We start from the raw sequence: 19953 nt of genomic DNA, 5'->3' as shown, positions 1-19953 counted from the left end.
CAGGATTTAACGAAAAACGCAACCGTGTTTGAATTAATTATTTAGAACTTGACCAGTAATTCCACCCTTTGAGAGGAGCGCTCCCAAAGGATGTGCGTTCCGAGGTTAGCGAATAACAAGTACATCACAGTTTGCATATCTTGTAATACTTTCTGAAACGCTTCCAATTAAGAATCGTTCCACCGCATTCATACCAGTAGCGCCGCAAATAATTAAATCAGCACCAAAGTTACCAGCTATTTCTTTTGCGATTTTGACTTTAGGAGAGCCGTATTCAATACAGCGAACAATATCGGTTAATCCAGCTGCTTCGGCTTGCTCCACATAATTATCTAATAATTCTTTAGCATACGTTTCTGCTCTTTCAGATAAGGAACGATCATACGCCTCAGCAGTTGAAAAAGTGCGAGAATCCACCACGTGAGCAAGAATTAATCTGCAATTATTTCGTTTTGCAATGTCGAGAGATTGACTAAAAGCTTTTTCAGCTGCTTTAGATCCATCCACTGCAACTACAATATTTTTATATTCCATGATTCATCTCCCCTTCCTACTTTTATTATATACCCGTTTTGTAAGCGTTACAAACAAATCGTGGTAAATTGTATAAAAAATCGAAACAAAACTTCAGGAATATTCAAAAAAATAAATGAATCCGTTTATCATATGCAATATCGTTTACAAAGGCGACTAATCATAAGTCCCCAAACATTTAATCGGAGAATCTCCAATCTAATAAGATTGTGGATTCTCCGTGATAAACCGATTCATTTTTACTAGGTTTTGAGCAAACTTAAGAAATAATTTGCAGGGTTTTTGGATACTTCGTAAGTTCTATCGGCATATAATTGGTTGTGAATAACATGTCTTCAATTCTTACTCCGCCAACTTCTGGTACATAAATACCCGGCTCAATAGTAAAGCACATTCCTGGTTCAATTGGTAATGTGTTTTCGCTGTGCATGGAAGGATATTCATGTGTTTCAATTCCTAAGCCATGTCCGAGACGATGTGTGAAATATTCGCCATACCCTTGTTCTGTTATATAATTTCTTGCAATTTTATCAAGTTCCCCGACTGCTGTCCCTGCTTTGCTAGCTTCAACTGCTCTTTCTTGTGCTCCGAGTACAGTATCATAAATGTGTTTTTGTTGGTCTGTAATATTACCAAACGCAACTGTTCTGGTGATATCAGAGCAATATCCTTCATAGATAACACCAAGGTCAAATAGAACAAGGTTATTTTTTTCTAGTTTTGTTTTATCGGGATTCCCGTGAGGTGATGCCGTTTTTGGTCCGAACAATACCATCGTTTGGAAAGACATTTCACGTATTCCTTGTTTTTTCAAGGCGTGCTCTAGGGTTGCAACAACCTCTAATTCGGTTACACCTTCTTTTAAAGCTTCAACGCCAGTTTTAACACCGAAATCAGCAAGTTCTGCTGCTGTTCTTAATAAATCATGCTCTTTTTTAGTTTTGATTAGGCGTAAATTTTGTATCGCTTCTGTTGCGTCGGTATAAGTAACATTTGGAAACGTTTCTTGTAGCTCATTATAACGTTGGATTGTTAAATGATTTTTTTCTATAGCCATGACAGCAGGTTGTTTTTCTTGTTTTTTCAAAAATTCCTGTAAACAATGCCAAGGATTTTCGTGATCATAATAGCCCACAATTAAATGTTTCCAGCCAGCTTCTCTTGCGTCCTTTTCCTCCATTTTAGGTAATAGGAAAATGGGATCAAGTTGGTCGACAAGTATAATTCCAATAATTCTTTCGTGTGGGTCTGTATAATACCCGCTTAAATAGTATACGTTTGCTGTTGAACTGATAAAACAGCTGTCTGCTTGCTGTTTCTTTAGTTCTGCTAACAAATTATCAATTCTGTCTAGCATTATTCTCTTCCTTTCATTTATATTAATCATAGTTGTAGATATCCACTCAATAGCTTGGCAAGCGCCAAGTTTTCTAATGAAAATCATATATTCATTAAAAATTATAGCAGATAGAAAGAAAAAATCCGATTAAAACGAAACCTTTTTCGATTTCAATCGTATTTCTTACTGTACAATAACCACAAATTATTATTTTTTATTCAAAAAGGAGGATTTGTATGTTTCAATTTTTTAGTCGATTGAAAACAATTGTCAGCTCAGAGTTAAATGCAATGATTGATAAGGCGGAAGATCCGGTAAAAATGTTAGAGCAATATTTGAGAGATATGGGCAAAGATATAGAAGAGGTAGAAGTAGCGGTAGCCAAACAAATGGCAAATGAAAAAATGTTGAAACGCAAGGTAAATGATGCTAGAGCAATGGTGGAGAAACGTCAAGAACAAGCTGAAAAAGCAGTTGAAGCGGATAATGATGAATTAGCACGTAAAGCATTAGAAGACAAAAAACAACAAGAGAAAGCTTATGAATCTTTGCAAGCATCTTGGGAACGTGCGGATGAAGATGTAAAAATCCTAAGAGAAAAATTATCTGAGATGAAGCGCGAATATCAAGAAATGAAATTGAAAAAAGATTCCTTAAAAGCACGTGCAGAATCAGCAAAAACGCGGACAAAAATGAACCGTACAATGTCCTCTATCGGCAACGATCAATCTCGTCAAGGGTTTGAGCGAATGGAAGAAAAAGTTCTTCAATATGAAGCAGAAGCAGAAACTTCTGAAGACCTGAATGAAAGTGCGCGTTCACTGGATGATGAATTTAAAATCTTGGAAACGAATGATGTTGATGATGAATTGGCAGCGCTAAAAAAGAAATTAAATAAATAATTAAAGAAATGATGCATACTTTCAGTTGATAGCGGGAAGAGCATTGTATAAAGTGAAACTTCCTTCAGTGGGGGGGTTCTTTCATCCGCCACTGAAGGTTAGTTGAACGAATCGGGCCGTTACTGGCTGTTAGATCTCTCGCTTAGAAATATAATTTTTTACTCTTTTCTTGAAGTGGGAGTCTTAAAGCCAGATACACTGCGATAAAACAATAATCCAACGAATAAAAGGAGCGATTTTTAGTGAAAGTATCTTTTCATGGACATTCGGTTGTAAAAGTAGACACAGGTTCACATCGAATTATTATTGATCCATTTATAAATGGAAATGAGGCGTGTGATTTAAACGCAAGTACTGAAAAAGCTGATGTTATTCTATTAACACATGGACATAATGATCATGTGGGAGATACTTTGGAGATAGCTAAGAATAATGATGCTTTGGTTGTAGCAGTTGCAGAGCTTGCTGATTATTTTGCATCGAAAGGGTTAAAGACACATTCCATGAGCATTGGCGGATCCCGTGAATTTGATTTTGGTAAAGTGCAATTTACGCAAGCATTCCATGGCTCTTCCTATACAGAAGAGGATGGAAAGGTAATCTACGGAGGGATGCCTGGCGGGATACTCCTGACAGTGAATGGAAAAACCATTTATCACTTGGGAGACACTGCATTATTTTCCGATTTAAAAATGTATGGTGAATTAAACGACACTGATGTTGCTTTTATTCCAATCGGGGACAACTTTACAATGGGACCAAGCGATGCATTGATTGCGGCCGATTGGATAGGTGCGAAAAAGGTAGTTCCGGTTCACTATAATACATTTCCGCCAATTGAGCAGAATCCAGAAGAGTGGGCTTCCAAAGTGAAAGCTGGCAACGCCCATGTGATGCAGGTTGGAGAAACAATTGATTTATCATAGCATGGGTGAATGTAAATGCCTGCTTCATATAAGGAGGATGTTCAAAAATTCCTCCTCCAATAATTATGTAGCAATCTCTATGTTAACGTGTTTTTTTCGATGGGACTGGGACTCGATTACTCGTCCTATTAAAACGTTGGCTTTTTGGACGTGGATATAACAGAATATATTTAATCAGAAAACCACAGCTTATAGAATATAACTGTGGTTTTCTGATTGTCTACGAAATTATAGAATTATTTCCATGGAATAACTATTTACATAAAATAGCTGGTTCTAGCTTTGAGCGCACTAACGTTCGTATATCCCCTGAAGCGGCATGATAACTTTATCTTAGTTTGAGGAATGTAGAAGTCCCCCGAACAATAAGGAATCAGGTCTCTGTGTTTTTAAGAAGGGACTCTGGCCTTTGTTCTGTGCATAGAAATAATCATTTCTCATAGACTTATAATAAAGGGGGATATGACTTTGAGAACAAATATTATATTAAGATTATTACTAGCTTGTTTTTTTCTCTATATCGCTTGGCCCATGATACCGCAATCTACTAGCTCTTTAGAATTCTTCTTTTGGGGGTGCTGGTTATTATTTGCATTCCTATTTATCGGCGCAAACCTTGCTACACTATTAAAAATGTCTCGCCCTCCAATTATGGAACAGGAAGGTATAACTAAGAAGAAATTGCGCAACCATTGAGTTTCAGCTGTATCAATTGTATAATAAAGCCTCTTTAATCTCTTGCGTAGCAAAGGGGATGAGGGGCTTTGTTTTGGATTTAGCCCCAATTATAGCCCCAAACTCTCTCCAAAGATCTGAACAGCCTTGTCTTCCGTTTCTTTCAACACATGCCCATACACTTTATCTATCATTTGTGGTGTGTTGCCCAACCTGTCCGCAATAACCTTAGATGGTATTCCTTTATTGAGCAATATAGTGGCATGCGTATGCCTTAATCCGTGGACGGTAATTTTTTTTAGTCCGGCTGTTTCTATAGCTTTTTTTAAAGCGTAATTGATTGTGGTGCTCGATACAGGATTTCCATTCTGATACGAGATAAAAACAAAATCATCATCATTTAGTCGTAAACCGTATTTTAATTTCCGTTCTTTGCACCATATTTTGTATTTCTTCAATTGCGCAATTACCAGATCATCAATCTGAATGGTTCTGTAACTATTCTTAGTCTTGGGAGACCTTACCCCTTCACTATCTCTTGTACGATTCACGGTGATCGTTTTCCTTTTAAAATCAATATCATTCCATTGCAATCCCAAAGCTTCACCTTTACGCAGTCCGGTGTAAGCCAAAGTCAACAAGGAAATATAGGTAGTTTTATTCGAAAAATCTTTTGCGGTTTCAAGTAACCTATTTAATTCGGCTGCAGTGAAAAAGTTATCTTTAAGTCTGTCCTCTTGGATGGATATCTTAGTAAATCGATTCCGTGGAAGAATTTCATCATCTACAGCAGCATTTATAGCCATCTTAAAAATTCGGTTATATGCTTTCACAGTGCTGGGTGCATATTTTTCAGACAGCTTATTAATGTATAAGCGCAAATATGTTGATTTATCCAAATCTTTAAGAACGCATTTACCCAACAAAGGTTTTATAATTCGATCTTTTATATCCTTATGAAGTATTTGAGTAGGTTTCTTCCAATTAACATGATAGGTTTCATACCAAATATCAAGCCATTGAGAGACAGTCATTTGGTCTTTTTCTACCTGTTTTATATTCCCATCTAACAAATCAGACTTAACTTTCAAAAGGGCTCTTAAAGCCGCATCCTCTGATTCAAATTTACTCTTTTTCTTTTCCTTTCGATTTCCCAAAGTATCTTTATACTTATGGCGATACATCCATAATTTTTCACCTTTTTTATTTGTGTACCAATATATTTCTTTATCTTTTTTTGATTTATTTAATTTAGCCATAATTTGTTATATCCCTTCATTACGTGGGCAGACGTATCACAGGGGCGTAATATCATGCAGGCTAAAATTTGCATCACCTCCTTAAATAGAGAATGTATGTTCTTTCTAAGTGTAAAATTTTTTGTAGAGAAGCTGCTCGGGTATACCGTAATCTTGTGTAGCTTCTTTAATCGTTATAGAGTTATTTGTATCTTGGCTAAACAGAAGTTCTACTGCGAACTCATTAGCTTCTACCTCAATTTTGTCGGTAGAATAATATGTATTTTTCTTTAAAAAAGGCGTATTGGCGTCTGGATGAAAAATTGCGTGCCCAAGTTCATGGGCACAGGTAAACAATTGTTGTTGTTCACTTAACGCCTCATTTATGTGAATAATCGATGTTCTAAAATATCTAGCATGAAAACCTAATACGTTTCCTAAAGGGACATATCTAACGATTACACCTTTTTGATTAGCTATTTCAAAAGGATTGTTTGTCCCATGTTTTTTTATTAACTTTGTAACTTTCTCCTCAATTAACCCCACATTAACACTCCTAATTACGGTAGTCTTTACGAGTGAATTTTTGTTTAGCGATTCTTTTAGCGATTCTTAACGACTGTTCTAATGAAGCTATCAACAACTCTCTATCTTCTGGATCAAGTTCATCTGGAGTGCTTCCGTCTGCCATCGCAAAACCACTATTATTAAAGTCGTTCAATATGTCTTCAAGTTCTTTTTGTATATCTCTTTCATCTTTTTTAGTTAAATCAAAGTATCGTTTCTTCTCTGTGCGTCCAAGTAAATAGTCAGTACTAACGTCAAAGTAATCAGCTATTGCTTGTAGTTTATCTGCACCAGGCTTTTGAGTTTTCAAACGATATAAAGTGTTTTTTGAATAACCTAATGATTTTTCTAGATCATTAATGGATATTTTTTGTTCTTCACATAATTTTTTAACCCTCTCAAACGTTGTCATATCAACCATCCTTACCTGCCAATAAAATTAAATTAAATAATTAGCATAAAAATTGTTGACTATTTTATGCATATAGTTTAATATTACTGACATAAGCTTATTAGTTAGCTAAAAGGCAATAAAAAACACGACCTATATAAACACATTTTTTCGTTGGGAACGGATAAAAAGTGAGTGTTAACAGGCTTTTAAAGTCTTATTTAGCTATGAGTTTATATTAAACTATTCGTATAAAAAGGTCAATACCTTTTAGCTAATTAGTTAGCTTTTTGTTTAATATGTGCGCTGTGATACCGAGCCAATGACGGTATAAGTTGTTCATTCTTATAGCATAACAGGACGGTTGCAACGTCAATGTCAACGAGAGGAGGGGGCGATATGCCGCTAGATGTAAGAGCAATTATAAAGTCGGAAATGTTTAAACAAAACGTTAAACAGAAAGATCTTGCCGAATTACTTGGAATTTCAAGTGCGTACTTAGGCGAAGTGTTACGAGGGAAGAAAGATGGTCCAAAAGCACAAAAACATCTTGAACACATCTGTGCAATTCTGAATATAGAAACGAGGTGATCTCTTGATTCCAAAAGGAGAAATAAAAATATCTCTTGATGAGGCAGCTTTAAGGCAACACATTGATCAAGAAATCAGTAAACAGATTCACCAGCAATTACTTTTAGTAGATATTAACAAGCTATCTGAATTAACTTGCATGTCCATTCGTTATTTGGAAGCAGAAATCTTACACGATCCAAGAGTAAGGGTCCATGAGGTTCGTAAAAACAGAAAGCGTTGGTGGATAGCACAGCCAACATTCAAAGCAATTGTGGACATTGTGTCCGAATGGTAATCAAAAAAATACGTGGGTAGACGTTTTAAATGGGGGAGAGGAGAATCATGCCACTAAGTGATAACTACAAAGCAACTGATTTGGCATTAGTCATGCAGGAATACGAGCGGCTATTCAGCGCAACAGAAAAAGTATTCCAAATGGCAGATACCGCACAGTTTGAACTTCAAGGAAATGCCATATTAGAAATTAATGGAGCATTAGAAAATCTTTCTATCTTAAATCGTAAAAAGAAAGACGCTGATGCGGTTAAGCCAATAAACGAAGATATAAGGCGGCACATGTTCTGATGGACAAGACAGATTTTTATTTAAACGTGTTGTTTGCAGGAGCAATGGGATTTTTGTTTTTGATGATGGTTCACAATTGAAGGAGGAGATTAGAAATGAATTATCGAGATGAGGCGAAAAACCTCCAATTAAGGTTAAACGTGACGCATGACTGGTGTACGTCGGGTGGTAAATGGGTTGAACTCCCTATGAGCGTTCGTATGGTTATTATTGCCGGGATCGAAAAAACAGAGGAAAGAATAGAAAGTTATATCAAACTTGCAGAAAAAGAGGAGGCAGAATATGCAAAAGATTAAATTGACGCAAGGGCAAGTAGATACTATTGAGGGGATTAAAAATAAAATGGACGGTTGGATAGTCCAAGAACACAAACGTCTCAATGGATTAGCCTTAGAAGACTTTTCAAAATGCCTACTTGTTCCAGACAGCTACGAAGTAATTCCTCAATTCAAGCTAGGAGAATGGGTAGTCAATTTAAATACTGGTGAAATCGGTCAAGTAGAAGCTTTCAAAAATGTTAATGGCGCGTTAGGTAACAGCGAACGTATCGTTGTAAATTCTATCATCAATTATCCAGATTCATTACGTCACGCCACACCAGAAGAAATCCAGCAAGAAAAGAAGCGTCGGTTTTGGGATAAGTTAGGGCGTGATGTGGATGAATATAAAACGGGAGATATCGTCTTTAATGAATCAACTAAGCAGATATATCGAGTGGCGAGAAATGGACTAATCCCCGCAAAAATAGTTAGTTTCAAACTTATCTGTCCAGTAGAACAAAGATTAGACAAGTAATTTTAAGGAGTGGGACTAGGTTGGCGAGAATGAAGAAAAGCCACAAAATCCAAGAAAAGAAATTCAAAAAAGACGGCACTGATTATGAATTAACGATGATGAAAGAAGCCAAGTACCCTCTCTTAACATCGGTTGTATTGATTAAAAAATGGGATGAACCAGATACAGGAGGTTTATACACTGTTATGCGCAAAAAAATCTATGATAAATCATTTTTAAACCAAAATGACGCACATGCGGTTTATAAAGAGATTCTGAAACGGGCGTTGGTCAAGTAACTAAAAGGAGGTGAAAAAACATTGCCGGAACTAGAACACAAAATCAACGGATACAAGCATGTCAAAGTTGTGGGCTTAATCACCAACAAACTTTACGTAAAAGGCACCGAAGAGTATTGCTTTAGGTATTTGAAGGATAAATATCCTGGAAAACGTTCTGAGAATATGAAAAGAAGTGATGTGGCTCAATGTTATCCAGAGCCTTTGCAAATACTAGAATACAAACCTAGAAAGGGGAAGAAACATGGAAATTAAATTGAAAGAATTGAAGCTAAATAACTTTGAAAGTCACCAGGACCTTACTGTTAACTTTGGCGAGGTAACTAAGATCACTGGTGACAACGCAGAAGGGAAATCAACCATTCCACGTGCTATTACCTGGTCATTATACGGCATTGATACGTTTGGTAGCAAGTTAGACCCGACACCAACAACGTATGATGCAGACGAAACATTAGTCTCTTTGCTGTTAGATGTGGATGGAATTGAAACAGAATTAGGGCGTCAGCTCAAAAAAGGCAAGACCAAATATTTAATAAATGAAGTGCCATCAAAAGCGTCTGAATTTAATGAGTACCTGGATGGACTGTTTACTAAAGAACTTTTCTTGTCACTGTTTAATCCACTTTATTTTTTTACCATGCACTGGGAAAAACAGCGAGCAATGCTATTAAACTATGTAACTGCTCCAAGCAATAAAGAAGTTTTCAAAGAGTTGCCAGAGGCACAGGCGGCAAAGCTAGGGGCGTTGGTTAAAAAACATTCTCTTGTGGACCTTAACAAGATTCATAGAGATAACAAAAACAAGCTGGACAAGCAGTATATCGCCGCTCAAAGCCGTACAAAAACATTAAAAGAACAGCTGGATGAATTTCAGACACTCGTACCTCTCCCATCTCTTAGAACAGAGTTGAAGATTTTCTCAAAAGAGCGTGATGAAATTCAGGAAGTGATTGATTTAGCTGGAAGTAACAATTCTAAGATTAATAAACTACAATCTCAGATTCAAAGATTACAAGATGACAGAGATTTTCTTAGAACGAATTTTGAGCGCATCAAAGAAGAACAGATACAAGATCATTGTCAGACATGTAAGCAGCCTTTACAAGGTGATGCACTCAAGGCTGTTGAGGAAGATAAACAGCAACGTCAAGATAGTGTCGCTAAAGATTTCAAGTCGGCGGTTGCGGAGAGAAAGAAGCTCGAAGAAGAACTTGCCCAATTAGAATACATTGATGTGTCAGAACAGCTACAAAAAGCAAATGAACTGCAAGCAAAAATCGCACCAATTGAGCAAGAAATGCAAAAACATGAACGCTTTGAAATGGTCAAGGAAGCTGTTACAGATGCTGAGCAGCAAGAAAAAGAGACATTGGAACAATTGAATGAATCTATCTTTATCCTGGACAGCATTAAGGATTTTTACGGCAAAGAAGCAGAGTTACAAGCCAAGAAGGTACAGGACTTATTTGATAGATTGTCTGTTAAATTATTTGAGCAACAAAAGAACGGAGAAATTAAAACTACTTTTGTTATTCAGATGGACGGCAAGGATTATCTCCAATTGTCCTTGTCTGAAAAAATAAAAGCTGGATTAGAGTTGCGGGAAGTCTTATCAGGCCAAAGTGACATTGTTGCTCCAGCTGTAGTGGATAACTCTGAATCAATCACTAAGTTTAAACAGCCATCTGGTCAGCTATTGATGCTCAAGGTTGTTGAAGGAAAAGAATTGGAGGTGTCTGTCAATGAGTGAATTTAATGGAAATAGTAAGGAAGTAGATGTATTAAAACACGTAGCGAAACTTATTTTCAAAAAAGAAGATTTAAATAAATGGCTAGAAGCTGTCGAGAGCGAAGAAACGAACGGAGCATCGGAGATAAGGTTAAATAACGTCCGTGGAGGATGGAAAAACGTTGAATTAATTAACCCAGAACGTTTTTTCAGTAAAGTTAAGTACCTGATTATTGCTGAATTAAAAGAATCATTGGATGAGGTCAATGCTGAAATAAATAAACTTATTGAATTTAAAGGAGCGGATGAATGATGCCCGTAAAAATTGTTCCTTTTGAAAGTAGGTTTTTACCAAACCCGAACGATAAAAACGACTGCATAGTGATTAGGAATGTTCGTAGTTTCGGTGGTGGCACAGGAAACATTGAATTAGCTTTCCCATTCCATGAGGACACACCGAATTTTCAATTGTCCCTGCAGGAAGCAATGGAGCTAAGAAATGCAATTGATGAAGCGTATCACATTAAATTAATCGAGCAAAAGGAGAATGAATAATGGCAAATAACAACAACTTACCATCATTAACACCAGAAATCACAGAGGCATTTGCACCACAAGTAATTGAGGTTATGCGTAATTCCATTGCGCCAACTGCAAACGATCAGGAGTTTTTACTCTTTGCTCACAAGGCGGCAGCTTATGGATTGGATCCATTTAAGAATGAGATTTTCTTTATCAAATATGGACAAACAGCACGCATCCAATTTGCAGCTGAAGCTTATCTTTCTAAAGCACGAGAAAAAGAAGGATTCCAACCACCAGATACACAGATGGTACATGAGAACGACGAATTTAAAGTTTCCATGAACAAAGAAACAAAAGAGTTGGAAGTTGTGCAACATGATATCGGTTTCCCTCGTGGCAAAATTATCGGGGCTTACTCTATCGCTTATCGTGACGGACATCGACCTGTAACTGTAATTATGGACATCGACGAGGTTTCTCATATGTTTACTGGTCAAAACAAGGACAACTGGAAAAAATGGACTGCTGACATGTTTGGAAAGCATGTGCAGCAACGTGCTTTGAAAAAACAATATGGATTGAACTTTGATGATGAAACCATCACAGAAAATACACAGCCAGAACAACCAAGAGAACGCAAAGACATCACGCCTAATCAAGAGGTTGTCGAATCACCAAAACAGGATGGTACGTCTCAAGAACGATCAGAGCCGGAAGATAAGACTGAAAAACTCCGAGCTGACATGAAGAAAAAATTTACACAATTAGGAATGACAACAAATGCAGCTATTAACGAATATTTGAAAAAAAATAACGTTAAATTGTCTACTCCACCAACAGAATCGGAACTTGTCGGCTTGATCGAATTGTTGGACATGCACATTGAACTTGAAGCATCAAAGGCAGCTGCTGATGAGCTACCGGAATAAGCATCTTCCCAAAGTTATTGTTTATGAACGGAATGATGATTGCAAGCTGTGTGGGGATGAGTTAAATCCTCACACGGAATATTATTACAGGCGTTTGAGGGTTTGTCTTAGATGCTATAGGGAGTTGAAAAGGAAATGAGGGATATTAAGTTAAAAGTCTATGAACCAAAAGAAAGTGAACATGGTTATATGTATCACGTAGATGTTTACTTTGAAGCATTACTAAGCAATGAACAAGTAATTGAAATAGAGAATGGACCCGTTTTTAAAGGAGGGCCAGATGATGACACAGACTATGAGCGAATTGCATGGAGAAAATGCGGAAGAACAAGTTTTGCTGAAAAGGAATGGAATAATGCTGTTCGGCATACAAGGGATATTCTCAAAATGTCTGGAAAATCATTTATTGCAGCATCTGATGACAGTGAATATGTTTACTTTTTTGATACGGTTATCGGTTTAAAAGAAGAAGTTTTAAAAAGGGCGCACATTTATATAACGCACCAAACATCAATTTGCTTTGACAATAAAAAATTCAACAAGCATATAACGCAAATAGGCAAAACAAGAAGTTGATGAAACGGAGATGAACGCACTATGAAAGTAGACATTTTAGCGTCGGGATCGAACGGTAACTGCATTGCTCTTTCATCTGGTGAATCTATCATTCTAGTAGATGCTGGCATTGCAAAAACAAAGATAGAAAAGAGATTACTAGAGGTCGGTATCACACCAAATAATGTACAAGCTATTTTTATTACCCATGCTCATAAGGATCATACAAAAGGATTGCCACTTGCTAACAAGTATCACATTCCTGTTTTTGCGGGTGCTGATGAATGGAAAGACATCCACGGAGTAGATGAAGAGCTCAGAAAAACACCTCCTGCCATATTAAATGATGGGACGGAATACACATTCGAAGTGAAATGTTTCAATACACATCATGACGCTTATGAGCCTTTAGGGTACGTTGTAAAAGATTTATATCTTGGATTAAAATGTTCCATTTGCCTAGACACTGGAAAGGTTGACCAGGACATGCTACAAGCTATGAAAGATTCAGACATCTACATTATCGAATCCAATCACGTTGAAAACATGGTTGCTGCATCTGATTATCCTAACAGCGTTAAGGCCAGAATCTTATCGGATATCGGGCATTTGAGCAATCAACAAACAGCTAACGCATTATCAAAATTAGTGCAAGGAAAAGGTGAACAGATTTATTTGACCCACTTGTCCAGTAGCAATAATTTACCTTTCTTAGCAAAAGGAATTACGGAAAACGCGCTGTTGAAGAGAGGTTTTATAAGGGACAAACATTACAAACTGGAGGTAATTGAATGAGTGAAGAAAATTATCCTTACAGACCATATCAAAGCACTTTAAATAAGTTAGGCCAAATTGTTGAAGAAAAGAAACAACTACAGCAAGAGAACCAGCGGCTCAGAAATCAAATAGAAGCACAGCAGAAAGATATTAAAGAATTGCTGGCTTGTTGTTCGTTGGAGAAGAAAGTGGATTACAAAATCAAAGAATGGCAAGATGCTTCATTTGAAGGTAGCCCAGAAAATGATCGTAAGATTTTTGCCGTCAGATTAACCGACTTTATAAGGAAAGAGCTGCAATGAAAATACTAATGAACGGATGATAGTTTATGGCAAATCCACAATTAAATAAAGGCTACACACGGATTGCCAATGAAATATTAAATCAGATTATGCAGACTGATCTCAATGGAATACAAATGCGGCTTGTTATGGCCATTTGGCGATACACTTACGGATTTAGACGTAAAGAGTATGAAATGTCTACCAGTTTCCTTGCTAAGCTTATCAATCAAAAAAACAGAAATTTTGTTGGAAGAGAGCTTAACACGTTGATAGACAGAAATATTATTACTGTTAGCGAGATCGGTCAGAAAGGAGCACGGATTTTGTCATTTAATAAGAATTATGAGGAGTGGAGAGACAAGGACGTTTCTCCTGAACCTCAAAAAGAAGACAAACCTAAGAAACAAACTAATAAAAAACCAAAATATGATGAGGAAAACACTTACTATAAGATGGCCATTTACTTTTATAAAAAGGTTGAAAAGGTGGCACAAGAAGCTGGTATCCCTCATTTAACTAGAAAAGCAAACATGCAAACCTGGGCGGATGAAATGAGGAAGCTAGTTGAATTGGACGAAGTAGATAAAAAGCTTGCTAAAGATGTTATGGACTGGGTTGTTACGGATTCGTTTTGGCGGACCAATATTCTTTCTGCAGCTAAATTAAGAAAGCAATTCCCTCAGCTAGCTATAAAGATGAATGCAGAGAAGAATCCGCAGACGAAGGAACGACAAGTGCCAGTAAAAGATAGCCGTGATAAAGAAATAGCATTGCAGCAATGGATAGCAGAAGGACGTGACCCTAATGAGTTCGATTGGAGTAATTGAGGATTTATCTGCTGAACAATCTGTTTTAGGTGCGGTGTTTCTGGATCCTAACGTGCTTGATGAAATTGTTTTTCTTGAGGATAGAGATTTCATTGACGTTACTCACCAGCAGATTTATAGAGTAATGCGGTGGCTCCAAAATAAAGATAAACCTGTTGATATTGTCACTGTTACTGAATTATATGTCCAAAACAACAAGGCAGATCAATTGAGTGTGGCGTATTTAACTAAGTTGGCAGATTCTTGTCCGACAACAGCTAATGTACTGTATTACGCAAATATTGTACGTTCCAAAGCAATAAGGCGTAGAGGCGTTGAAATGGGCGAGCAAATCAAAGCTCTGTCTCGAGATGATTTTGATACGGATGATGATTACTTTTCTGCTGTTGAGAGTTTGGTCTCTGAATTACGTCCAGATGAACGTGGGAAAATGAAAAACTTACTCGATGTACGTAAAGAATATTTTTCTTATTTGATGGACAAAAGAGTTAATTATATTGAAACAGGTTTTTCACAATTTGATACATGGGCTAAAGGCTTGTACAGAGGAGATCTAGTTGTTTTAGCTGGACGTCCATCTGTCGGGAAAACAGCTTTTTCTCTGCAAAGGTTGGAATATATGGCAAAGAGAGGACCAGTATTAATGTATTCTCAAGAAATGGATTTAGAACAGCTTTTAGATAGGATTGTATCTAGAAAAACTTCTATCCCTTTCAACAGAGTGAAAAACAAAGATTTAACACCTCAAGAGCTAGGAAGAATAGAAGAAGTTTATAACGAATTGGAAAAATTACCATTGCATATCCAGGATAGCAGTGGCGTCACTATCGAAGAAGTAAGAGCAACAGCGCGAAGGTTCAAAAGGCAATATGGAGATTTGGCTGTTGTTGCCGTTGATTACTTGCAAATTATGAAAATAAATCGTAAGAAGAACCAATCCAGAGCCGAAGCTATCGGAGAAGTAACACAAGCAGCTAAACAGATTGCTAGAGATTTAAATTGTTGTTTCCTGCTACTTTCTCAAATGAACCGAGACAGCGATAAAGCTCCTAAAAAACCTACTTTCTCAGATTTGAAAGAATCAGGATCCATTGAACAAGATGCAGATGTCATTGAATTTCTTTGGGTCGATGCAAACGATAATAATGAGCAACAAGGTAAAGTTGTTCAACATTTTGTTGCTAAAGGTAGGAACACGGGGTTGAATGAGTTCCGATTGTTGTTCAGGGGATGGAAACAGCAATTCCTGGAACTTGATAAACGGAAATAAGGAGGGTGAGGATGCTAAAAAAGATTTTTAATATTAGCTACTACGTTTTGATAATCGGAGCAGTGCTAGCGATGTTATTTATGGTTATCACCATAAAAAGCGAACGTGACGCTTATGACAATCTATATCACGATTATATGCAGCTCTGGGACGATTATGAACAGATTAAGACAAGTTATGATGCGTTGCTGGATAAGACGTGGCACGAGCATAACAGACAGATGACGGAAGAATAGATGGTTTTATCTAACTCCATGAATGTTTGATTAATTAATCTAATTAGGAAGGTGAGGAACAATGCCAAAAGTAACTTTTACGTTAGGTATCGGATTAGTGGGATGCAATCATGAAGATACATTTGATTTAGAAGATGATTTTAATTTTGTCGAAGGAGAAGACTATAAATCTAGAGACGAATTAGAAGCGTTACTAGAAGATGAATGGTCAGAGTGGTCTGGGAACTATATCGATGGTGGTTTTTATTTGGAGGATGACGAGTGATGGATGGACGATTGGAAGTAATCAAACGAACGTGGGAAGAAAGCGCAGGTCTGGCATTGACTCATGAAGATGTTGAGTGGCTTATCCAACAAGCTGAAATGGTACATGATTTACAAGAATATCGAAACGTCAACGCAAAATTCCTTGTGGATTTAAATGAATTTCTCCAGCAACGCAGTAAGCAAATGCCGATTAATGAGGTTTGGGGGCTGCATGTAGCTGATGTTGCCATTAAGTATATACGGCAGTTGGAGAACGAAAAAGCACGTGAATCGCTGAAAGGAGAGTCGGAATGAAAAATATGGACGAGCTAACAACCAAAATTGAAGATTGCGTTAATATGGCATATGACGAAATCAAAGACCGTAAAGGTAAGACTGTTAATGGAATGTTTGTAAAAGAGGAGGATTTGTCATGAGCCGCTTTGTAGGCATTGACCCAGCTTCTAAGACTGGATTCGTTGCCCTTGATGATAAAGGGAACGTGCTAAAAGTAAAAGAATTAACCGGAATCGGCAATAAGGATCCAAAACGGATGACTACCCTTATTTATGACATTATGCAGCATGTACAGCCTGGTGATTTGATTTGTATTGAGGGGTTTCCATTTAATACACAAAAGGCAATGTTTGCCGGAGGAATACACCACGGCATCCGAAATGAATTGTTTAAACGCAATTTAAAGTATATCGAAGCCGCTCCCAATGCTGTAAAGAAATTTGTCGGTGTTACCGGATGGGAAGGTGAACCAGGCAATAAAAAAAGGTTGACTGGTGCCGCTAAAAAGCGTGCTGTTATGGATGCTGTTCAGGAACATTATGGTTTTACCCATTCCAGCGATAACGTGGTGGATGCTTATATCATGGCAAGGATCGCATTATCCAAGCATAAAGGCGTTGTGTTGTATGAGCAACAGGCTGATGTGTTGGCGAAAATCTAACGTAGCGTTTTGAGGCGTTTAAAACTGTCTCATAGACGATTTTACCTAATCGGCTATAATTGGGTCAAAAATAGTTTGGAAGCTTCACCAGTGGAGGATATGAACGTAAATTTAAGGAGGAAATCAATTATGGCTAAAGTAGAATTAAGTGTACTGTTTAAAAAGATTCAGAAGGACGATAAAAAAGAGGTGTTGGAATTTCATGTCCAAGGCGAGGAGCTTCCATCATCTCAAGAGTTAGTGAACATGGCTGGCGGAATGGCGCATCTTACTTTACAGGTAGACAAGCAAGACATTGAAAACTTCCCAGCTGAATATAAAAACATTCAACGTGACAGCAAGAAAACCAAATTGCTATTTAATATTAAAGGTGATACGGAAGACAAGGTTATTAAACTATATCCTTTTGCTGGGCATAACGTGACATTATTTGTTGAACCATCCCAGATGAGCGTGGAAGATTTCGAAAATGAAAATACACACAAAGGCATGCCTTATCAAGTGGAGAAAGATGGAACCGTTCAGGTTGAAGGGCAAGTCAGCATGGATGACATCCCGAATGAGAATGAAGATTCAGAGGAGCTGAAGGAAAAAGAAGAAACTATTTCAGACGATGAACTGCCAGACTTTGATATTAATGATCCAGATTTCTTATTAGATTAATAGATGAAAAGCCCTGTTCTTTGCAGGGCTTCCCTAATTTTATTCGAGGGGGAAGAGCATGAGCTTTGAATTACCAGCACTAGACAGAAAAGCAACACAAACAGAAGTGGAAGCTGCACTGGAAAAGTATCGTATTTTTAAATATGTTTACTATGACGAGCAAGAAGCGAACATAACAAGTAGTATTGATGATATAGGTGGCGGTAAGTCTAATACCATATCAGACCAGACAGGTAACATCGCAATGCATAATGTAGATGAGAAGGAACGTCGGCGCCGTTATTGTGAACGAATTGAACGAGCTGTTAAACGTCTTCCTAAGATGGAGAGATATTTAATTGAGGCCAGGTACATGAGCGAGGAATCGGAATACATTACAGATTACAATGTTTATAATTTTAAATTTCAACCACCTATTAGTGAAAAAACATATTCTAAGATTAGATGGAAAGCATTTTACAAAATAGCTTTAAACTTAAATATTGCTGTTATAAATCCTACTGATAAAGGCACACCAGAATAAGGTGTGCCTTTTAGTATTCTGACAACTTCCAAAAAAGATACGAACCAAATCCAAAAAGATTCCAAAATAATTCCTAAAAAAAGTTGTGTCATTCCTTGTTATCAGTGATAAATTGGTAGTATCGAAAATTTAGGAACGATTGTTTGCACACTACACGGTAGGCAGTGTCACTGCATACTAATAGGTGAGCACCACTGCATACTATACAGTGTGCAGTACTGCATACTAATAGGTGGGCAGTAGAAATTTTTCCTTCATTATATGTAAAAACCCTAAAGAAAAATATAAAGAAAAATATAAAGAAAATACCTCTTAAAAGAATTTATTGAATTTAATTCATAGTTATTGGATAATTGACCTATACATAGATATGGGGGAGATTAGATTGAAAAAGGTATTATTTATTTTATTATTAGTCCTGTTTCTTTCAGCGTGTGGCAATGTAGAAATACATGAAGATGTAAATGAAGAAGTTGCTAAAGATGCATTGCAATTGATGGACGTTGTTACAACTAATGTCGATAAGGGAATTGCCTATGAAGATTCAGATGATAAAGGAACTGTAGATGAATACTATAAAAAGTATCTAGGGGAATTCAGTACAAAGAAGGGTATTTACAGCGGAGTTAATGAAGATATATTGATCATTGCAAATGCAACAACTGTAAGGTACATGGATGGAATAACCCTTGAGACAGAAAAGGAAAATTTAAAAGAAAGCGAAGAACGACTTAAAGAATTCATTTCTACTGGGGAAGGCTATAATATAGATTAAATAACTTACATATAAGACATCTCAATTGCGAGGTGTCTTTTTACTTTATAAAAAGGATGGTGATAAGTAATGCTTGCTACGTGTAATAATTGTGGGGAGATACTTACCGTAAAGTTTCAAAAGAAAAAGCATCCAAACAATATCGAGGAAACCTATTTCGAATGTGATCGCTGTTATTATCATTACACATCTTTTGTGACTGATAAAAAAGTAAGGAAGCTCCAGGAAAAAAAGGAACAATTAAAAGGAGACCATTATATAAACAAGCGATTAGAACTGCAGGAGCAAATCAATGAACGCATGTCTAAGCTTAAAGATAATCTCATTCGGTTTGGTCGTGCTGATTTATGATGCTCAAACCATTGAGACCATGCAGAGAGATAGGCTGTAATAATTTAACCAGGAAAACTTGGTGTGATTCTCATGCAAATATGGCGCAGGAATCTGATAGGATTTACAATCAATATAAACGCAACAGTAAGGCGAATGCCTTCTACCATTCACCAGAGTGGAGGCGTGTTAGGGAGCTAGCTTTGATACGTGATAATCATTTGTGTCAGAGGTGTTTGAAAGAGAAGAAGATTACGAAGGCGCAAGTTGTTCATCACATCGTTGAGCTACTTGTTGATTGGTCAAAGCGTTTAGACTTAGACAACTTGGAAAGCCTTTGTCACTCTTGCCACAATCGAATAGATCATAAGACAACAAACAATAAACTATAAATGATAAACGAAAGAATGAAAACAGATTTACAGTTTGGTAAATGGCGTTTGGAATTGTTTCTAAATCATGAACAATTCTAGAAATAAATGGATACCCCCACCATAAATTTTTACAAACGTCCATTCAC

At 37.0% G+C, this 19953-nt stretch carries 33 protein-coding genes; 28 read left to right on the top strand and 5 right to left on the bottom strand.

All coding sequences use genetic code 11. The annotated features are described in order from the left end of the window. Window positions 1-105: 105 nt before the first annotated feature. Together KI343_RS05180 and KI343_RS05175 are read right to left on the bottom strand one after the other, a co-directional pair. Window positions 106-534: a universal stress protein gene (locus tag KI343_RS05180; RefSeq protein WP_212925371.1), complete on the bottom strand. Its 429-nt coding sequence runs from the start codon at window positions 532-534 to the stop codon at window positions 106-108. Window positions 535-793: 259 nt separating this feature from the next. Continuing rightward, entirely contained in the window at window positions 794-1891 is a 1098-nt protein-coding gene (locus KI343_RS05175; RefSeq protein ID WP_212925370.1) for an aminopeptidase P family protein, read from the bottom strand. Between the two features lie 218 nt (window positions 1892-2109). On the opposite strand from KI343_RS05175, the gene KI343_RS05170 reads away from it, so the two are divergent. Then, window positions 2110-2775 (top strand): PspA/IM30 family protein, encoded by a 666-nt coding sequence (locus tag KI343_RS05170; RefSeq protein WP_212925369.1) that lies wholly within the window; start codon window positions 2110-2112, stop codon window positions 2773-2775. Between the two features lie 242 nt (window positions 2776-3017). Further along, window positions 3018-3701: a metal-dependent hydrolase gene (locus KI343_RS05165; RefSeq protein ID WP_212925368.1), complete on the top strand. Its 684-nt coding sequence runs from the start codon at window positions 3018-3020 to the stop codon at window positions 3699-3701. A gap of 785 nt (window positions 3702-4486) precedes the next feature. On the opposite strand, the gene KI343_RS05160 is transcribed toward KI343_RS05165, so the two are convergent. The 3 genes from KI343_RS05160 to KI343_RS05150 all read right to left on the bottom strand — a co-directional run bounded on the left by KI343_RS05160 (window position 4487) and on the right by KI343_RS05150 (window position 6593). Beyond that, window positions 4487-5635 carry a tyrosine-type recombinase/integrase gene (locus tag KI343_RS05160; RefSeq protein ID WP_212925367.1) on the bottom strand — a complete coding sequence of 383 codons (1149 nt, stop codon included), beginning with the start codon at window positions 5633-5635 and terminating at the stop codon, window positions 4487-4489. Between the two features lie 105 nt (window positions 5636-5740). Beyond that, window positions 5741-6160 carry an ImmA/IrrE family metallo-endopeptidase gene (locus KI343_RS05155; RefSeq protein WP_212925366.1) on the bottom strand — a complete coding sequence of 140 codons (420 nt, stop codon included), beginning with the start codon at window positions 6158-6160 and terminating at the stop codon, window positions 5741-5743. A gap of 10 nt (window positions 6161-6170) precedes the next feature. Next, window positions 6171-6593 carry a helix-turn-helix domain-containing protein gene (locus KI343_RS05150; RefSeq protein ID WP_212925365.1) on the bottom strand — a complete coding sequence of 141 codons (423 nt, stop codon included), beginning with the start codon at window positions 6591-6593 and terminating at the stop codon, window positions 6171-6173. A gap of 378 nt (window positions 6594-6971) precedes the next feature. Here KI343_RS05150 and KI343_RS05145 point away from each other — a divergent pair, with 378 nt between their 5' ends. The 26 genes from KI343_RS05145 (at window position 6972) to KI343_RS05025 (ending at window position 19825) form a co-directional block, all read left to right on the top strand. Beyond that, window positions 6972-7163, top strand: a complete 192-nt coding sequence (locus KI343_RS05145) for a helix-turn-helix domain-containing protein (protein WP_212925364.1) — start codon at window positions 6972-6974, stop codon at window positions 7161-7163. Between the two features lie 4 nt (window positions 7164-7167). Continuing rightward, window positions 7168-7440, top strand: a complete 273-nt coding sequence (locus tag KI343_RS05140; RefSeq protein ID WP_212925363.1) for a hypothetical protein — start codon at window positions 7168-7170, stop codon at window positions 7438-7440. A gap of 47 nt (window positions 7441-7487) precedes the next feature. Then, complete coding sequence (locus KI343_RS05135) at window positions 7488-7730, top strand: hypothetical protein (protein ID WP_212925362.1); 243 nt, start codon at window positions 7488-7490, stop codon at window positions 7728-7730. A 95-nt stretch (window positions 7731-7825) separates the two neighbouring features. Beyond that, complete coding sequence (locus KI343_RS05130; RefSeq protein ID WP_212925361.1) at window positions 7826-8026, top strand: hypothetical protein; 201 nt, start codon at window positions 7826-7828, stop codon at window positions 8024-8026. After that, entirely contained in the window at window positions 8013-8525 is a 513-nt protein-coding gene (locus KI343_RS05125) for a hypothetical protein (protein WP_212925360.1), read from the top strand. Before KI343_RS05130 ends, KI343_RS05125 begins: the two co-directional genes overlap by 14 nt. A gap of 20 nt (window positions 8526-8545) precedes the next feature. Beyond that, entirely contained in the window at window positions 8546-8803 is a 258-nt protein-coding gene (locus tag KI343_RS05120; protein ID WP_212925359.1) for a hypothetical protein, read from the top strand. A 21-nt stretch (window positions 8804-8824) separates the two neighbouring features. After that, a complete protein-coding gene (locus tag KI343_RS05115) occupies window positions 8825-9058 on the top strand; it encodes a hypothetical protein (protein ID WP_212925358.1) in 234 nt (77 codons plus the stop codon). Beyond that, window positions 9048-10556, top strand: coding sequence for an AAA family ATPase (locus tag KI343_RS05110; protein WP_212925357.1), 1509 nt, complete (start codon window positions 9048-9050; stop codon window positions 10554-10556). The genes KI343_RS05115 and KI343_RS05110 overlap by 11 nt, the downstream gene beginning before the upstream one ends. Continuing rightward, window positions 10549-10848, top strand: a complete 300-nt coding sequence (locus KI343_RS05105; protein ID WP_212925356.1) for a hypothetical protein — start codon at window positions 10549-10551, stop codon at window positions 10846-10848. The genes KI343_RS05110 and KI343_RS05105 overlap by 8 nt, the downstream gene beginning before the upstream one ends. Further along, window positions 10845-11090, top strand: coding sequence for a hypothetical protein (locus tag KI343_RS05100; RefSeq protein WP_212925355.1), 246 nt, complete (start codon window positions 10845-10847; stop codon window positions 11088-11090). The genes KI343_RS05105 and KI343_RS05100 overlap by 4 nt, the downstream gene beginning before the upstream one ends. Next, on the top strand, window positions 11090-11989 hold the full coding sequence (locus KI343_RS05095) for a RecT family recombinase (RefSeq protein ID WP_212925354.1): 900 nt from the start codon (window positions 11090-11092) through the stop codon (window positions 11987-11989). The genes KI343_RS05100 and KI343_RS05095 overlap by 1 nt, the downstream gene beginning before the upstream one ends. Before the next feature lie 135 nt (window positions 11990-12124). Beyond that, window positions 12125-12565: a hypothetical protein gene (locus KI343_RS05090; protein ID WP_212925353.1), complete on the top strand. Its 441-nt coding sequence runs from the start codon at window positions 12125-12127 to the stop codon at window positions 12563-12565. Window positions 12566-12586: 21 nt separating this feature from the next. Next, window positions 12587-13339, top strand: a complete 753-nt coding sequence (locus KI343_RS05085) for an MBL fold metallo-hydrolase (protein ID WP_212925352.1) — start codon at window positions 12587-12589, stop codon at window positions 13337-13339. Beyond that, window positions 13336-13623, top strand: a complete 288-nt coding sequence (locus KI343_RS05080; RefSeq protein WP_212925351.1) for a hypothetical protein — start codon at window positions 13336-13338, stop codon at window positions 13621-13623. The genes KI343_RS05085 and KI343_RS05080 overlap by 4 nt, the downstream gene beginning before the upstream one ends. 26 nt (window positions 13624-13649) lie before the next feature. Then, the gene (locus KI343_RS05075) at window positions 13650-14432 is read left to right on the top strand and encodes a replication protein (RefSeq protein ID WP_212925350.1); all 783 of its coding nucleotides are present in this window, start codon (window positions 13650-13652) and stop codon (window positions 14430-14432) included. Continuing rightward, window positions 14410-15702, top strand: coding sequence for a replicative DNA helicase (locus KI343_RS05070; RefSeq protein ID WP_212925349.1), 1293 nt, complete (start codon window positions 14410-14412; stop codon window positions 15700-15702). Before KI343_RS05075 ends, KI343_RS05070 begins: the two co-directional genes overlap by 23 nt. 11 nt (window positions 15703-15713) lie before the next feature. Continuing rightward, window positions 15714-15938: a hypothetical protein gene (locus tag KI343_RS05065; RefSeq protein ID WP_212925348.1), complete on the top strand. Its 225-nt coding sequence runs from the start codon at window positions 15714-15716 to the stop codon at window positions 15936-15938. Between the two features lie 61 nt (window positions 15939-15999). Then, window positions 16000-16203, top strand: coding sequence for a DUF7167 family protein (locus KI343_RS05060; protein ID WP_212925347.1), 204 nt, complete (start codon window positions 16000-16002; stop codon window positions 16201-16203). Then, a complete protein-coding gene (locus tag KI343_RS05055; RefSeq protein WP_212925346.1) occupies window positions 16203-16499 on the top strand; it encodes a hypothetical protein in 297 nt (98 codons plus the stop codon). Before KI343_RS05060 ends, KI343_RS05055 begins: the two co-directional genes overlap by 1 nt. Continuing rightward, complete coding sequence (locus tag KI343_RS20325) at window positions 16496-16621, top strand: hypothetical protein (protein WP_280530114.1); 126 nt, start codon at window positions 16496-16498, stop codon at window positions 16619-16621. The genes KI343_RS05055 and KI343_RS20325 overlap by 4 nt, the downstream gene beginning before the upstream one ends. Then, complete coding sequence (locus KI343_RS05050) at window positions 16618-17142, top strand: hypothetical protein (RefSeq protein ID WP_212925345.1); 525 nt, start codon at window positions 16618-16620, stop codon at window positions 17140-17142. Before KI343_RS20325 ends, KI343_RS05050 begins: the two co-directional genes overlap by 4 nt. Window positions 17143-17271: 129 nt before the next feature. Beyond that, entirely contained in the window at window positions 17272-17805 is a 534-nt protein-coding gene (locus KI343_RS05045) for a hypothetical protein (RefSeq protein WP_306432539.1), read from the top strand. Window positions 17806-17863: 58 nt separating this feature from the next. Further along, entirely contained in the window at window positions 17864-18328 is a 465-nt protein-coding gene (locus tag KI343_RS05040; RefSeq protein WP_212925344.1) for an ArpU family phage packaging/lysis transcriptional regulator, read from the top strand. A gap of 385 nt (window positions 18329-18713) precedes the next feature. Then, window positions 18714-19103, top strand: coding sequence for a hypothetical protein (locus KI343_RS05035; RefSeq protein WP_212925343.1), 390 nt, complete (start codon window positions 18714-18716; stop codon window positions 19101-19103). A gap of 69 nt (window positions 19104-19172) precedes the next feature. Beyond that, a complete protein-coding gene (locus tag KI343_RS05030; protein WP_212925342.1) occupies window positions 19173-19454 on the top strand; it encodes a hypothetical protein in 282 nt (93 codons plus the stop codon). Continuing rightward, a complete protein-coding gene (locus tag KI343_RS05025) occupies window positions 19451-19825 on the top strand; it encodes an HNH endonuclease (RefSeq protein ID WP_212925341.1) in 375 nt (124 codons plus the stop codon). The genes KI343_RS05030 and KI343_RS05025 overlap by 4 nt, the downstream gene beginning before the upstream one ends. Window positions 19826-19953: the final 128 nt, after the last annotated feature.

The sequence above is a fragment of the Oceanobacillus sp. J11TS1 genome, from assembly GCF_018333215.1.
Lineage (GTDB): Bacteria > Bacillota > Bacilli > Bacillales > Amphibacillaceae > Oceanobacillus.
The sequence above is the reverse complement of the archived record's forward strand: the minus strand, read 5'-3'. Positions and strand labels throughout refer to the sequence as shown.

Bases quoted from the DNA above. Each gene is read 5' to 3' on its own strand.
- KI343_RS05080 (WP_212925351.1), top strand. From the start codon at position 13,336: ATGAGTGAAGAAAATTATCCTTACAGACCATATCAAAGCACTTTAAAT.
- KI343_RS05150 (WP_212925365.1), bottom strand. From the start codon at position 6,593: ATGACAACGTTTGAGAGGGTTAAAAAATTATGTGAAGAACAAAAAATA.
- KI343_RS05125 (WP_212925360.1), top strand. From the start codon at position 8,013: ATGCAAAAGATTAAATTGACGCAAGGGCAAGTAGATACTATTGAGGGG.
- KI343_RS05180 (WP_212925371.1), bottom strand. From the start codon at position 534: ATGGAATATAAAAATATTGTAGTTGCAGTGGATGGATCTAAAGCAGCT.
- KI343_RS05145 (WP_212925364.1), top strand. From the start codon at position 6,972: ATGCCGCTAGATGTAAGAGCAATTATAAAGTCGGAAATGTTTAAACAA.
- KI343_RS05105 (WP_212925356.1), top strand. From the start codon at position 10,549: ATGAGTGAATTTAATGGAAATAGTAAGGAAGTAGATGTATTAAAACAC.
- KI343_RS05160 (WP_212925367.1), bottom strand. From the start codon at position 5,635: ATGGCTAAATTAAATAAATCAAAAAAAGATAAAGAAATATATTGGTAC.
- KI343_RS05085 (WP_212925352.1), top strand. From the start codon at position 12,587: ATGAAAGTAGACATTTTAGCGTCGGGATCGAACGGTAACTGCATTGCT.
- KI343_RS05025 (WP_212925341.1), top strand. From the start codon at position 19,451: ATGATGCTCAAACCATTGAGACCATGCAGAGAGATAGGCTGTAATAAT.
- KI343_RS05075 (WP_212925350.1), top strand. From the start codon at position 13,650: ATGGCAAATCCACAATTAAATAAAGGCTACACACGGATTGCCAATGAA.
- KI343_RS05060 (WP_212925347.1), top strand. From the start codon at position 16,000: ATGCCAAAAGTAACTTTTACGTTAGGTATCGGATTAGTGGGATGCAAT.
- KI343_RS20325 (WP_280530114.1), top strand. From the start codon at position 16,496: ATGAAAAATATGGACGAGCTAACAACCAAAATTGAAGATTGCGTTAAT.
- KI343_RS05100 (WP_212925355.1), top strand. From the start codon at position 10,845: ATGATGCCCGTAAAAATTGTTCCTTTTGAAAGTAGGTTTTTACCAAAC.
- KI343_RS05050 (WP_212925345.1), top strand. From the start codon at position 16,618: ATGAGCCGCTTTGTAGGCATTGACCCAGCTTCTAAGACTGGATTCGTT.
- KI343_RS05130 (WP_212925361.1), top strand. From the start codon at position 7,826: ATGAATTATCGAGATGAGGCGAAAAACCTCCAATTAAGGTTAAACGTG.
- KI343_RS05175 (WP_212925370.1), bottom strand. From the start codon at position 1,891: ATGCTAGACAGAATTGATAATTTGTTAGCAGAACTAAAGAAACAGCAA.
- KI343_RS05040 (WP_212925344.1), top strand. From the start codon at position 17,864: ATGAGCTTTGAATTACCAGCACTAGACAGAAAAGCAACACAAACAGAA.
- KI343_RS05030 (WP_212925342.1), top strand. From the start codon at position 19,173: ATGCTTGCTACGTGTAATAATTGTGGGGAGATACTTACCGTAAAGTTT.
- KI343_RS05065 (WP_212925348.1), top strand. From the start codon at position 15,714: ATGCTAAAAAAGATTTTTAATATTAGCTACTACGTTTTGATAATCGGA.
- KI343_RS05170 (WP_212925369.1), top strand. From the start codon at position 2,110: ATGTTTCAATTTTTTAGTCGATTGAAAACAATTGTCAGCTCAGAGTTA.
- KI343_RS05090 (WP_212925353.1), top strand. From the start codon at position 12,125: ATGAGGGATATTAAGTTAAAAGTCTATGAACCAAAAGAAAGTGAACAT.
- KI343_RS05095 (WP_212925354.1), top strand. From the start codon at position 11,090: ATGGCAAATAACAACAACTTACCATCATTAACACCAGAAATCACAGAG.
- KI343_RS05055 (WP_212925346.1), top strand. From the start codon at position 16,203: ATGGATGGACGATTGGAAGTAATCAAACGAACGTGGGAAGAAAGCGCA.
- KI343_RS05070 (WP_212925349.1), top strand. From the start codon at position 14,410: ATGAGTTCGATTGGAGTAATTGAGGATTTATCTGCTGAACAATCTGTT.
- KI343_RS05110 (WP_212925357.1), top strand. From the start codon at position 9,048: ATGGAAATTAAATTGAAAGAATTGAAGCTAAATAACTTTGAAAGTCAC.
- KI343_RS05045 (WP_306432539.1), top strand. From the start codon at position 17,272: ATGGCTAAAGTAGAATTAAGTGTACTGTTTAAAAAGATTCAGAAGGAC.
- KI343_RS05135 (WP_212925362.1), top strand. From the start codon at position 7,488: ATGCCACTAAGTGATAACTACAAAGCAACTGATTTGGCATTAGTCATG.